At 62.6% G+C, this 12,132-nt stretch carries 16 protein-coding genes; 4 read left to right on the top strand and 12 right to left on the bottom strand.

The window, feature by feature from the left end; genetic code table 11:
• Positions 1-3: 3 nt before the first annotated feature.
• The 5 genes from ACR0NY_RS15995 to pip form a co-directional block, all read right to left on the bottom strand.
• Complete coding sequence (locus ACR0NY_RS15995) at positions 4-627, bottom strand: RNA-binding protein (RefSeq protein WP_170342420.1); 624 nt, start codon at positions 625-627, stop codon at positions 4-6.
• A gap of 22 nt (positions 628-649) precedes the next feature.
• Positions 650-2,269, bottom strand: coding sequence for a transcription termination factor NusA (gene nusA, locus ACR0NY_RS15990; protein ID WP_093963624.1), 1,620 nt, complete (start codon positions 2,267-2,269; stop codon positions 650-652).
• Positions 2,269-2,859 (bottom strand): ribosome maturation factor RimP, encoded by a 591-nt coding sequence (gene rimP, locus ACR0NY_RS15985; protein ID WP_149775996.1) that lies wholly within the window; start codon positions 2,857-2,859, stop codon positions 2,269-2,271. The genes nusA and rimP overlap by 1 nt, the downstream gene beginning before the upstream one ends.
• A 182-nt stretch (positions 2,860-3,041) precedes the next feature.
• A complete protein-coding gene (locus ACR0NY_RS15980) occupies positions 3,042-3,863 on the bottom strand; it encodes an ABC transporter substrate-binding protein (RefSeq protein ID WP_170369909.1) in 822 nt (273 codons plus the stop codon).
• Positions 3,860-4,837: a prolyl aminopeptidase gene (pip, locus tag ACR0NY_RS15975; protein WP_170369911.1), complete on the bottom strand. Its 978-nt coding sequence runs from the start codon at positions 4,835-4,837 to the stop codon at positions 3,860-3,862. Before pip ends, ACR0NY_RS15980 begins: the two co-directional genes overlap by 4 nt.
• 48 nt (positions 4,838-4,885) lie before the next feature.
• Between pip and ubiG the strand changes: the two genes are divergently transcribed.
• The gene (ubiG, locus tag ACR0NY_RS15970) at positions 4,886-5,632 is read left to right on the top strand and encodes a bifunctional 2-polyprenyl-6-hydroxyphenol methylase/3-demethylubiquinol 3-O-methyltransferase UbiG (protein WP_170343132.1); all 747 of its coding nucleotides are present in this window, start codon (positions 4,886-4,888) and stop codon (positions 5,630-5,632) included.
• A 3-nt stretch (positions 5,633-5,635) separates the two neighbouring features.
• On the opposite strand, the gene ACR0NY_RS15965 is transcribed toward ubiG, so the two are convergent.
• From ACR0NY_RS15965 to ACR0NY_RS15950, 4 genes are read right to left on the bottom strand one after another with little or no spacing between them, the layout of a single operon-like run.
• Positions 5,636-6,076 (bottom strand): MarR family winged helix-turn-helix transcriptional regulator, encoded by a 441-nt coding sequence (locus ACR0NY_RS15965; protein ID WP_005979313.1) that lies wholly within the window; start codon positions 6,074-6,076, stop codon positions 5,636-5,638.
• 14 nt (positions 6,077-6,090) lie between these two features.
• Complete coding sequence (locus tag ACR0NY_RS15960) at positions 6,091-6,921, bottom strand: carbon-nitrogen hydrolase family protein (RefSeq protein WP_170342428.1); 831 nt, start codon at positions 6,919-6,921, stop codon at positions 6,091-6,093.
• The gene (gene grxC / locus ACR0NY_RS15955) at positions 6,921-7,178 is read right to left on the bottom strand and encodes a glutaredoxin 3 (protein ID WP_170342430.1); all 258 of its coding nucleotides are present in this window, start codon (positions 7,176-7,178) and stop codon (positions 6,921-6,923) included. The genes ACR0NY_RS15960 and grxC overlap by 1 nt, the downstream gene beginning before the upstream one ends.
• A 37-nt stretch (positions 7,179-7,215) precedes the next feature.
• The gene (locus ACR0NY_RS15950; RefSeq protein ID WP_170342432.1) at positions 7,216-7,980 is read right to left on the bottom strand and encodes a ComF family protein; all 765 of its coding nucleotides are present in this window, start codon (positions 7,978-7,980) and stop codon (positions 7,216-7,218) included.
• Between ACR0NY_RS15950 and ACR0NY_RS15945 the strand changes: the two genes are divergently transcribed.
• Together ACR0NY_RS15945 and hemH are read left to right on the top strand one after the other, a co-directional pair.
• Positions 7,961-8,791 (top strand): methyltransferase domain-containing protein, encoded by an 831-nt coding sequence (locus ACR0NY_RS15945; RefSeq protein WP_170342434.1) that lies wholly within the window; start codon positions 7,961-7,963, stop codon positions 8,789-8,791. The genes ACR0NY_RS15950 and ACR0NY_RS15945 overlap by 20 nt on opposite strands.
• Before the next feature lie 55 nt (positions 8,792-8,846).
• A complete protein-coding gene (gene hemH, locus ACR0NY_RS15940) occupies positions 8,847-9,896 on the top strand; it encodes a ferrochelatase (protein ID WP_170369913.1) in 1,050 nt (349 codons plus the stop codon).
• A gap of 75 nt (positions 9,897-9,971) precedes the next feature.
• On the opposite strand, the gene ACR0NY_RS15935 is transcribed toward hemH, so the two are convergent.
• Positions 9,972-10,154 (bottom strand): hypothetical protein, encoded by a 183-nt coding sequence (locus ACR0NY_RS15935; protein ID WP_005979327.1) that lies wholly within the window; start codon positions 10,152-10,154, stop codon positions 9,972-9,974.
• A gap of 138 nt (positions 10,155-10,292) precedes the next feature.
• Positions 10,293-10,892, bottom strand: a complete 600-nt coding sequence (locus ACR0NY_RS15930; protein WP_093963635.1) for a L,D-transpeptidase — start codon at positions 10,890-10,892, stop codon at positions 10,293-10,295.
• Positions 10,893-11,061: 169 nt separating this feature from the next.
• Between ACR0NY_RS15930 and dalA the strand changes: the two genes are divergently transcribed.
• The gene (gene dalA / locus ACR0NY_RS15925; protein ID WP_093963636.1) at positions 11,062-11,580 is read left to right on the top strand and encodes a divisome-associated lipoprotein DalA; all 519 of its coding nucleotides are present in this window, start codon (positions 11,062-11,064) and stop codon (positions 11,578-11,580) included.
• 59 nt (positions 11,581-11,639) lie between these two features.
• Here the strand turns inward: dalA and ptsN are convergent, their stop codons facing one another.
• On the bottom strand, positions 11,640-12,104 hold the full coding sequence (ptsN, locus tag ACR0NY_RS15920) for a PTS IIA-like nitrogen regulatory protein PtsN (protein WP_093963782.1): 465 nt from the start codon (positions 12,102-12,104) through the stop codon (positions 11,640-11,642).
• Positions 12,105-12,132 lie beyond the last annotated feature (28 nt).

The following is a 12,132-nucleotide window of genomic DNA, read 5'->3' as shown; positions in this document are numbered from 1 at the left end:
TTCTTACCCTTCCGCGCGGCCCTTGCCGCCGTCATCCATATCGCGCAAGCCACGCAGGCGCTGCGCTTCCTCTACAACACGTTTGGCGAGTCCGCCAGAGGCGAGCGCCGCATGAATCACCGTTTGGCGCCCAAATGCCGCCCCAAGCTCGTCTGCGGTCAGCCAGCCGATGAATTTCCCGAAATGCGGCGTGCTCAGCTTGGACTTGCCGCGCCCGGAACCATCGACCGCCTGAATCAGAACCCAGGCCTCTTCGCGATCAAGCCAGGACTTGACCTTTTCATACCCGGCGACCGCATCGCCGGATTTTCGCGCCAGACTGATCAACTCGATCACGCGGCGCGACAATTGACGCTCCACCTCGTCGACAAGGTTCTGCGGTACAGTCACCTGCGCCTTGAACCCGCGTGCAAACAGCTTCTTGCCGATGGCCGTGTCCAGCGCCTTGCGATCCGCCGAGACATAAACGCCCCGACCCGGCAACTTGGACGCGACATCCGGGAAAACCTGCCCATCCGGGCCGGTTACAAAGCGGATCAGCCCGTACCGAGGCTGCACCTCGCCCGTGGCGATGCATTTCCGCTCTGGCCCTTCGGACCGTTCCTTTTGGACGCCACCGCGACCCATGTGTGCCACCCGAGGCCTGGAATCAGGCCTCGGCCTCCTCGTCTGCTGCTTCGTCCTCGACGTCTGCCTCGGGCTGCTCCAGATCGGCGGGGTCGACCCAGCCCAACATGACCCGAGCGGTCATCACCAGATCCTGCGCCTCTTCCAGCGTCACGCCAAAGGGTTCGAGAATACCGTCATCCTTGACCCGCTGGCCATCAACCGTGGTCCAGCCTCCGGCCAGTTCCCAGTCAGCGCAGGTTGCAAAGTCTTCCAGCGTCTTGACGCCGTCCTTGGCAAGTGCCTCAACCATTTGGGGTGTCAGACCCTCAAATTCAATAAGGCTGTCCTCGGCACCCAGGCTGCGGGCGCTGTCCAGCGCCGCCTTGGCCTGCGCCTCGAGGAATTCGCGCGCACGCGCTTGCAGCTCGTTCGCGGTGCCTTCGTCGACGCCATCGATCACCAGCAGTTCGTCCAGCTCGACATAGGCCACTTCTTCCAGGTTGGTGAAGCCTTCCGAGACCAGCAGCTGGGCAAAGAACTCGTCCAGGTCCAGGCTGTCCATGAACAGCTGCGTGCGGGCTTCGAACTCCTTCTGACGGCGTGCCGATTCTTCGGCCTCGGTCATGATGTCGATGTCCAGACCGGTCAGCTGGCTGGCCAAGCGCACGTTCTGACCACGGCGACCGATCGCCAGCGAAAGCTGTTCTTCGGGCACGACGACTTCGATCTTGCCGGCTTCTTCGTCCAGAACCACCTTGGAAACCTCGGCGGGCTGCAACGCGTTCACCAGGAAGGTCGGCTGGTCTTCGTTCCACGGGATGATGTCGATCTTTTCGCCCTGCAGCTCGTTCACGACGGCCTGCACGCGGCTGCCGCGCATACCAACGCAGGCGCCGACGGGATCGATCGAGTTGTCATACGAGATGACCGCGATCTTGGCACGCGAACCGGGATCACGGGCCACGGCTTTGACCTCGATGATGCCATCATAGATTTCCGGCACTTCCATCTTGAACAGCTCGGCCATGAACTCGGGCGCCGTGCGCGACAGGAAGATCTGGTGACCACGCGTTTCGCGGCGCACTTCCTTAATGTAGGCGCGCACCCGGTCATTGGGGCGATAGCTTTCACGGCCGATCTTGTCGTTGCGGCGCAGAACAGCCTCGGCCCCACCCAGATCGACGATCACGTTGCCGAATTCCTCGCGCTTGACGGCGCCGTTGATGATGGTGCCGACACGATCCTTGAAGTCTTCGTACTGGCGGTCACGCTCGGCCTCACGAACCTTCTGCAGGATCACCTGCTTGGCCGACTGAGCCGCGATCCGGCCCATTTCCACCGGCGGGACCTCTTCCACGAAGACGTCACCGATCTCGGGCGATTCCATGTATTGCTTGGCCTGCTCGACGGTCATCTCGGCCTGATAGTTCTCAAGCTCGTCATCCGCGACCACGGTGCGCACGCGGGTAAAGGTCGCCTTGCCGGTCTTGCGGTCGATGGACACACGGATGTCCATTTCCGCGCCGTAGCGGCTCTTGGCGGCACGGGCGAGCGATTCCTCCATCGCTTCGACGACCAGACCGGGGTCGATCATCTTTTCGCGGGCCACAGCCTCGGCGGTCTGCAACAGCTCAAGCTGGTTTGCTGAGGTGATTGCCATCAGTTCGTCTCCTCTTCGGACCCTTCGGTCTCAATCTCGTCGAAAGCGTTTTCGTTCAGGGCGCCGGCATCCTTGCGCTGGCGCAGCATTTCCTTGATCAGGTCATCGGTCAGGACCAGCTTGGCGTCGCTCAGCCAGTCGAATTGCAGACCGATGGTCACGGTCTCTTCGCCGTTGGGGATGTTGATCAGAACCTCATCCCCTTCGACACCGGCCAGTTCCCCCTTGAAGCGGCGGCGGCCGTCGATCAGTTCGGTGGTTTCCAGCTTGGCCTCGTATCCTTCGAACGTCTCGAAATCCTTCAGTCGCGTCAGCGGGCGGTCGATGCCGGGGCTGGACACCTCGAGCGTATAAGCGTCGAGGATCGGGTCCTCAACGTCCAGCGTGGCGCTGACCGCGTTCGAAATCTCGGCGCAATCATCCACCTCGATGCCGCCATCGGGCTTGTCGGCCATGATCTGCAGCGTAGTCTGCTTGCCGCTCATCAGGCGGATGCGGACCAGCTCGTACCCCAGATCCTCGATCACCGGAGTGATGATCTCGGCCAGTCGTCGGTCGATCGCCGCCTTGGCTATCAGGTCGTTTGTCATATGGTGCTCTACCCTTCAATCGGGCACAAAAAAACGGGCGCGCGGCCCGTCGAATTTTCCGGTGGAGCCTCGGACCAGAAGTCCGACACGCCGCTGTTGCAACTGCATATACGCAGGACGCCCCGAGTCTGCAACCCCTGCCGTCAACCAACGGACAATCCGCGTCAGTTTTCAGGTCGGTCTCAGGCCATCCACCAGCGTTCCGCGATGCGCCCATCGTCCAACGGCGCGCCCCGCCCGATCCGGCGTGGCAGACCCACGGTGCCGGAGATTGCCAGCGACATCTCTGATTCGTTGGGGAAGAACCGCACGCCACCCAGACCGCGCAGCCCTTGCGCCGCCGGCAGCACCGACACGTCCACATAACGGTCACGCAGCGCCTCGGCCCGCACGGCCGGGTCGGGGATCACGATGATATCGACCGCCTCCAGCCAGCCGGCATGGCCATCCTTGTAGTGGCCCGCGACCCGGCGGCCGCGGAAATGGCGCCCGTCTTCGGCCCGTTCGACCCGGTAACACCCGGTGCCGTTCGCCTGCTGCAGCGGCGAAACGCTCTGCCCGTCGCGGGTAATGACGAACCGGGTATCGGCCAGCAGGAAAGGCAGGCCGGGGTTGGCCTCGGCCAGTTCGATCCGTATGCGGTCCGGCGCCAGGGCTTCGGCGCGCCCGACCTCGGACAGGACCGCCAGAACATCTCCGGCCGTCAGCGCCACACCGTCGTGAAACACCGCATCGGCACGCAGGTCGAATGTCCAGACACGGGCCTCGGAATCGGTCTGCCATGCGGTCGCCAGCTCGCCGCGAAGAGTGCCGTCCGGCGCGATCTCGGTCAGGGTGTCGAACGCCGCACCCCGGGCCAGCCGGTCCAGGCTGTCATCGCGCGGCACGGCGATGCGCAGCACGCCGCCCGATTTCGGCGTATCCGCCAGCGAGGCCCCCGTCGCGGCCAGCAGGGCTGCGGCGGCACCCGAGGTGAACAGAGCACGGCGGTCGATGCGGGTCATGCAACCTCCTGCGCGGTTCGGTCCATGATGCGCACCAGTTCGGCGCTGATCCCAGGCTCCGACAGGGCGTGACCGGCCTGCCGCACCATCTTCAGCTCGGCCTCGGGCCATTTCTCGGCCAGGCTCCAGGCCGCCTGCGGGGGGCAGATCATGTCGTAACGGCCCTGCACGATATGGCCGGGGATATGCGCGATCCGATCCATCCGGTCCAGAATCTGGCCGTCATATTCCAGAAACGCCTTGTTGATGAAATAGTGATTCTCGAGCCGCGCGAAGGTGCGCGCGTATTCGCCGGGGCTTTCACCGACGGCGCCATTCGTGTGGATCGAGGCCAGCGCGTTTTCCCAGTGCGACCAGGCGCGGGCGTACAGGATCTCCGTCGCGCGATCGCCCGAAAACAGCCGCTTGTTGTAGGCGCCTATGGTGTCGGACAGTTCCGAGTCGCGCAGTAGCGAGGTGAAGCGCGCCCATTGCTCGGGCCAGAACTTGCCGGCCCCGCCGCCATAGAACCAGTCGAGCTCTGCCTGCGTGGCCAGAAACACGCCGCGCAGAACCAGGCGGGTCACCCGGTCGGGATGGGTTTGGGCATAGATCAGCGCCAGCGTGGCGCCCCAGCTGCCGCCGAACACGATCCAGTCGTCGATCTCGAACAGTTTCCGAAGACGCTCGATATCGGCCACCAGGTGCCACGTCGTGTTGTTCTCGACCGAGGCCGTGGGCCGCGACCGACCGCAGCCGCGCTGATCGAACAGAATCACCCGGTAGACCTCGGGGTCGAAATAACGTCGCATGGCCGGGCTGCAGCCGCCGCCGGGGCCGCCATGCAGAACCACCACCGCAATCCCGTCGGGATTGCCGCATTGTTCCACATAGATGCGGTGCCCGTCGCCCATATCCACCACGCGCTGGTCGAACGGATCGACCGGCGGGTAAAGATATTGCACTGCGCGCTTTTGGTCCGGGTACTTGTCCATTATGGCCCTATATAGTCCTACAGCGTAAAAGAGCACACGGAGACAGGAATGCAAGCGCATCCGAACACGGTGGACCCGTCCGAGATCGCAAAATTCGAGGCCATGGCCGCCGAATGGTGGGACCCGCACGGGAAATTCAAACCTCTGCACATGCTCAATCCGTGCCGTCTGGACTATATCACACAGCAGATCGCGGGCGAATTTGACCGGGACCTGACGGCTGCGAAACCGTTCGCGGGCCTGCGCCTTCTGGATATCGGCTGCGGCGGCGGATTGCTGAGCGAGCCGATGGCGCGGCTGGGCGCCGAGGTCGTAGGCGCCGACGCGGCCGAGCGCAACCTGCCCGTGGCCCGCATCCATGCCGAGCAATCCGGCCTTCAGATCGACTATCGCCACACCACTGCCGAGGCGATGGCCGACGCGGGCGAACAGTTCGACGTGGTTCTGAACATGGAGGTGGTCGAGCATGTGGCCGATCCGCTGGCCTATCTGACAGCCACGCAACAGCTGTTGAAACCCGGCGGGCTGGAAATCTGTTCCACCATCAACCGCAACCCGAAATCCTATGCGATGGCGATTTTCGGGGCCGAGGTCGTCATGCGCTGGCTGCCGCGCGGCACGCATGAATGGTCCAAGTTCATCACCCCGGACGAGCTGTTCGACCTGCTGCGTCAGGCCGGTCTGGACCCGGTGGACCGTAAGGGATTCGTGTTCAATCCGATCACCTGGAGCTGGTCGATCTCGGACCGGGATCTGAGCGTGAACTATGTCACCGCCAGCGTGAAGCCGGGCTGAGGCCTATTCCTCTTCCAGCTTCATGCGCAGGTCGCGCAGAACCGGCAGGGTCGTGCGTACACGCTCAAGGCCCAACTCGCCCACCACACGGTTGATCAGAGGCGCGATGGCCGAGATCGCCTGATCACGCGCTCGGCGGCCGGCCGGGCTGATCGCCACCATCTTGCGGCGGGCATCGTCCCAATCGGGTCGGATGTGGATGTATCCGGCCCATTCCAACTTGGCCAAGGTGTTTGTCATCGCCCCACGGGTCACATGGAATGTGCGGGCCAGTTGGGCAGGCGTCCGCTCGCCCCCCACGAACACCAGGTGGTTCAGCACCGAGAAATGCGAAATTTCCATGCCCTTGGGCAGAACCCGGCTCAGCCGGTTCCGCAGCAATTGGTCCGCGGTCAGGATCTCGCTGAACAGCGCGACCGCCAGGGCGTTGGTTTCGTCAGTCATTACCCGGTTCTGGATCAGGGCCCGTCAAACGGGCGAACATGTGTCAGGGACGGCACGCGCCGCCGTGCCTCTGTAACAGACCTATCATCCAGATCAAAAAAGTGAATGCCGGTCTGAGTGCCTGCGTCGATCAGCACCTCGCCCCAGGGCGATACGACCATGCTGTGCCCGTGGGTATGGCGCGTCTTGCCCCGGGTCTTGAGGTGTTCTCCGGTCTGCGCGGGGGCAATGACCCAACAGCCAGTCTCGATTGCGCGGGCGCGCAGCAGCGGTTCCCAATGGGCCGCGCCGGTCACCGGAGAAAACGCCGCCGGAACCGTCAGGATCGTGGCCCCGCCCTGCGCCAGCGCGGCGTGCAGATGCGGGAACCGGATGTCATAGCAGATCGTCATGCCGACCTTGCCGAAGGCGGTCTCGGCGATCACCGCCCGCGACCCGGGGCGATAGCTGGCCGATTCGCGAAAGGTCTCGGTCTCGGTGACCTGCACGTCGAACATGTGGATCTTGTCATAGCGCGCCACGATCCCGCCCTGCGGGTCGATCATGAAAGACCGGTTGGCGAACCGCCCGTCGGCGTCATGTGTCTTCAGCCCCAGCGATCCGATCAGCAGCCACACGCCCGATTCCGCCGCCTGTTCGCGCAGGCCCCCCAAGGTGATGTCGTCTTCCTCGTGCTGCAACACCTCGCGCTGGCGCGTTCCGCTGGTGGAGACGCAGTTGGTGACCTCGGGCGTCAGGATGAACCTCGCGCCCCCGCTCGCGGCCTCGGCCATCATGGTGCGCACCATGTCCAGGTTCGCGGCCGGGTCGTCCGACGAGGTGATCTGCAGCAGGGCGGTTCTCATCAGGCGGCCAAAAGCGGGTCCAGCTTGCCGGCCTGTTCGAGTTCGTACAGGTCGTCGCAGCCACCGACGTGAGTGTCGCCGATGAAGATCTGCGGCACCGTGCGCCGTCCGCCCGCCCGCTGGATCATCTCGGGCTTGCGTTTGGGGTTCATCAGAACGTCGATTTCCTCGAAGGCGACGCCTTTCTGGTTCAGCAGCCGTTTGGCCGCGTGGCAAAAGCCGCACAGCGGCGAGGTATAGATGACAACCGGTTTCATGGTCCGTTCCCTTGGATTTCGCGCAATCTAGGGGGAATTAGGCATCCTTGGCAACGCGCGCCAGTACCAACACGGAAATATGAGCCGCACCGGCCTCTTGGCAGGCTCGGCTACAGGCCGCCAGCGTCGCGCCCGACGTCATGACATCATCCACCAGCAGAACAGACCGCCCGCGCAGAACTTGACCGCGGCGCGGATGCAATGTGATTGCTTCGCGCAGCGTTTCGGCACGCTCGGCCGCCGTTTTGCCTTCCAGCGGTGGGGTGCGCCGCTTGCGTCTCAACAGATCCGGACAGACCGGCAGGCCCGCCTCCTTTCCCAAGTGGAGCGACAAGAGCGCGGACTGGTTGTACCGGCGCTTCAGCAGCCGCGACCAATGCAGCGGCACCGGAGCGATCACCGTATCCGGTCGAAACAGCGTGCGACCTGCCTGCGCCATCCAACGCGCCGCAGGTTTTGCCAGTTCGGAACGATCCCCGTGCTTCAGGGCCAGAACCAGTGACCGCGCCCGCCCCTGATACAGCAATGCCGCGCGTCCCTCGGCCCACGGTTGCGGGCGGCGCAAGCAATCATCGCAGTCGATTCGGTGACCATCATCGCTGCCAGGAACGGGCGCACCGCAACTGTGGCAGACTGTTCCGCCGATGAACGGGGTTTCGCGCCAGCACGGCCCGCACAAGCCAAAATCCGAGGCCGCCATCTCGCCGCAGCCGATGCAGCGTGGGGGATATACGACCTCGATCGCGGTTTGAATCCGCTGCCATATGCGATAATTGCGGCCTATGGATTTGCCAGCACCCAATGCACCCTCGCTGTTCGATCGCAAAGCGCTTGCGGCACACCGCGCGCGGATCAGCGACGAGGCCCTGTTTCTTCACCACGCCGCCATGGACGAGGTGCAGGATCGCCTTTCCATGGTTAACAAATCCTTTACCGCGCCAGCGATCGTAACCCCCTGCCCCGACATCTGGGCGCCGGTCCTGCCGGGCGCCAGGGTCGTGGCCGATGACGACGTGTTGGATCTCAAACCCGCTACGCATGACCTGGTGGTTCATGCGATGGCCCTGCATTGGGCCAACGATCCGGTGGGCCAGCTGATTCAATGTGTCCGCGCGCTGCAGCCCGACGGTTTGTTGTTGGTGGTGTGTCTGGGCGGTGAAACCCTGCACGAATTGCGGGCAGCGCTGGGTCAGGCCGAGGTCGAGGTGACCGGCGGTCTCAGCCCCCGTGTCGCGCCGATGGCCGAGTTGCGAGATCTTGGCGCGCTGCTGCAGCGTGCGGGTTTTGCATTACCTGTTGCGGACAAAGTGCCCCTGACCGCGACGTACCGCGACCTGTGGCACTTGATGCGGGACCTGCGCGCGATGGGTGAAACCAACGCCATGACCCAGCGGTTGAAACACCCGTCGCGCCGCGCGCTCTTTTCCCGGGCCCAAGAGGTTTACGCCGCGCATTTCACGTCGCCCGAAGGCCGGCTGGCTGCCACGTTCGAGCTGATCTGCCTGACGGGCTGGGCGCCGGATGCCAGCCAGCCCAAGCCACTGCGCCCCGGCTCGGCCCAAATGAGACTGGCCGACGCCCTTGGCACGAAAGAAGGCAAACTGTCCGATTGACCCGCTGACGGAACCGATTATGTCAGCCTCTAAACCAAAATTCAGGAAGCTTACAATGTTCGATGCCACCCGCCCGGAACACGCTCCGGCAGACCACCCAAAAGTGAAGATGGGCCGCGTCGGCGTTCTTCTGGCCAATCTCGGCACCCCGGACGACTACAGCTATTGGCCGATGCGCCGCTATCTGAACGAGTTCCTGTCCGACCAGCGAGTGATCGACTATCCGGCCTGGAAATGGCAGCCGATCCTGCAAGCCATCATCCTGACCAAACGTCCCTTCAGCTCGGGCGCGGCGTACAAGTCGATCTGGAACCACGACAAGGGCGAAAGCCCTTTGATGACCATCACCAAGGACCAGACCGCCAAGATGCGTGCGGCGATGCAGAAACGCTATGGTGACAAGGTCATGGTGGATTTCTGCATGCGTTACGGGAACCCCTCGACCAAGTCGAAGGTCCGCCAGATGGTGGCCGAAGGCTGCGACCGCATCCTGTTTTTCCCGCTCTATCCGCAATATGCGGGCGCTACGACTGCCACCGCGAACGACCAGTTCTTTCGCGCACTGATGGACGAGGCCTGGCAGCCCGCCAGCCGCACGGTGCCCGCCTATTTCGACGAGCCGGCCTATATCGACGCCCTCGCGCAGTCGGTCGAGACGGCCTATGCCGCGATGGAGACCAAGCCGGACGTTTTGGTGTGCTCCTATCACGGCATGCCGGAACGCTATCTGATGCAGGGTGATCCGTACCACTGCCAGTGCGCCAAGACGTCACGCCTGCTGAAAGAACGGCTGGGCTGGGCGGATGATCAACTGGTGACCACCTTCCAGTCACGATTCGGGCCCGAGGAATGGCTGAAGCCCTACACTGTCGACCATGTCGCGGAACTGGCTCGGCAGGGCAAAAAGAACATAGCCGTCATCGCCCCGGCATTTTCGTCGGACTGCATTGAAACGCTGGAAGAGATCAACGAAGAGATCCGCGAAAGCTTTGAGCACGCCGGCGGCGAAAGCTTTACCTACATTCCCTGCCTCAACGACGAGGACGCGCATATCGCGGCCTTGGGCAAGGTTGTCGAGGACAACCTCAAAGGCTGGCTGGACTGAATCGGCCCGGGATTAAGCACGAAAAAAGGCGGTGGAGATCCACCGCCTTTCTTTTTTTGTCGTAGTCCGTTGGACTTAGCCTGCGGCAACAGCTGCGGCAACAACGACCAGCAGGATCAGCGGCAGGATGATGCCCTGCGACGAGCCCTGGGTTTCTTCGACGACAACAGGTGCCTCAACAACCGGCTCTTCCAGGTTGCCAGCATATGCGGTCGAAGCAGCAGCGGTCAGTGCAGCAGCGAGTACAAGTTTCTTCATATTAACCTCCAGAGTTTGCGCGATCCCAATTGCGGAACCACACACCTAAGACTTACCTCGTGGTTTTTTCTAATCAGCAAAGCAGAACGAATGCAATTGCAACTTGCAGTGCAAGCGGGTTGGCGCGCGAAAATGTCGTCAAATTAGCAACACTTGCGTCCCGACCTTCGCCATGGCGTACAGCTCTGCGATGTTCTCGTTGAACAACCCGATGCACCCGTTCGACGACCGGCGGCCAATTTTCCGCGTATCGTGGGTTCCGTGGATCCGGTAATACTTCCAGCTGAGATACAAAGCGTGCGTCCCCAGCGGGTTATCGGGCCCCGGAGGGATGTAATCCGGCCATTCCGGGTTTCTTTTCTTCATCGACGGCGTCGGCGACCAGCTGGGCCCCTCGACCTTGCGGATGACACTCGTGCGACCGCGGCGGGTCAGTTCTTCGGTCAGCGGAACCGACGACGGGTACAGCTTGTAGACGGTCTGGTCTTCCGACCAGTAGTGCAAAGCGCGGGAAACGGTGTCGACCAGAATCGCCCCGTTCCGGGTGTTCGAGAAGTAGGGCTGCCATTGCTGCGCCTTGAAGCCCGACACATTGCGGCGAACGGCCGGTTCAGCCTCGGGTGCAGGGCGCAATGGGTCGCCCGGGATGTATTGGGCGATCGCCGGGCTGGCGAGCAAAGACGATGCGCCTGCGAGGAATCCGCGGCGGGACGAAGAGAAAACGCGTTTCTTGACCATGGTGACAGGTCCTCTGCGAAAGATGTGCAAGAATCCGCTCTATGTTATTGCCAGAATGCTTCAGTCGCAAATCAAACCGGCAGAATCATGCGGGTTCGTGCATTTGAGCCTTTGCTCATGGGCCGCTGGCAGGGTATTGCCAATTGGAAACAAGCAAACCGGACTCATCATGACGCGCATTTTTTCCCTGCTCTTGATTTGCCTTGTCGCACTGGCGGCATGTACCGACGTGAGCGGCACTTCAACCCTTGGTGCGGATGGACGCCCGCTGCCCAAAGCCTACAAGATCCGGGGCAATCCCGAAAAACTGCAGTTCCGCATGCTTGATTCCGTAAACGCCCTGCGGCAGGCGTCTGGACTGCAGTCGGTGCAGTTGAACGCGCAGCTGAACGCAGCGGCAGCGACACACGCCAAGGACATGTCGCGGCAGAACCGACCCTGGCATTTCGGCTCTGACGGATCTTCGCCACTCGATCGGGTGGCCCGTGCCGGTTATGCGGGCCGTTTCCTGGGTGAAGCGATTTCCGAGACCTACGAGACCGAAACCGAAACCCTGGCTGCGTGGATGCAGGAACCGGGTCCGCGATCGGTGATCATGGACCCGCAAGCAACCCAGATGGGTTTTGCATGGCATCAGGAAAACGGCGGGAAGATCTGGTGGACGCTCGAGATGGGAACTGGCGGTTAAGAATGGCCCAGACGAAAAAAGCCCCCGAAAACCGGGGGCTTTTTTCTTTCTAACAGGTCTCAGGCAGCTTGCATGGACTGGGCTGTGGTCAGGATCGCATACAGCTTGACCGGATCCGGGTTGGCCCGAAGCTTCGAGCAGACCGCGCTGTCGCGCAGCGTGCGCGATACCAGCGCCAAGGCCTTGAGATGCTCGACACCGGCGTCTTCCGGGGCGAACAGTGCAAAGGCCAGATCCACGGGCTGACGGTCGACCGATCCGAAGTCGATGGGCTTTTCCAGCATGACGAACACGCCGGCAACCGAGTCGATCTCGGACAAACGGGCGTGTGGCAGGGCAACACCATGGCCAACGCCGGTCGGCCCAAGGCTTTCCCGCTCCAGCAGGCAGTCTACGATGGTCTGCGGATCAAGTCCGAGTGCGCCCGCGGCAACGTCACCGATTTCCTGAAACAACCGCTTTTTGCTGGACGCTGCAGATAGCACGCGCACCGCCTCGGGCTTCAGTATGCTCGACAAATCCATGTTTTGCTCCACGGCGACGCCCCCAGAA

This window comes from Ruegeria sp. BJ5 (assembly GCF_056537865.1).
The sequence above is the reverse complement of the archived record's forward strand: the minus strand, read 5'-3'. Positions and strand labels throughout refer to the sequence as shown.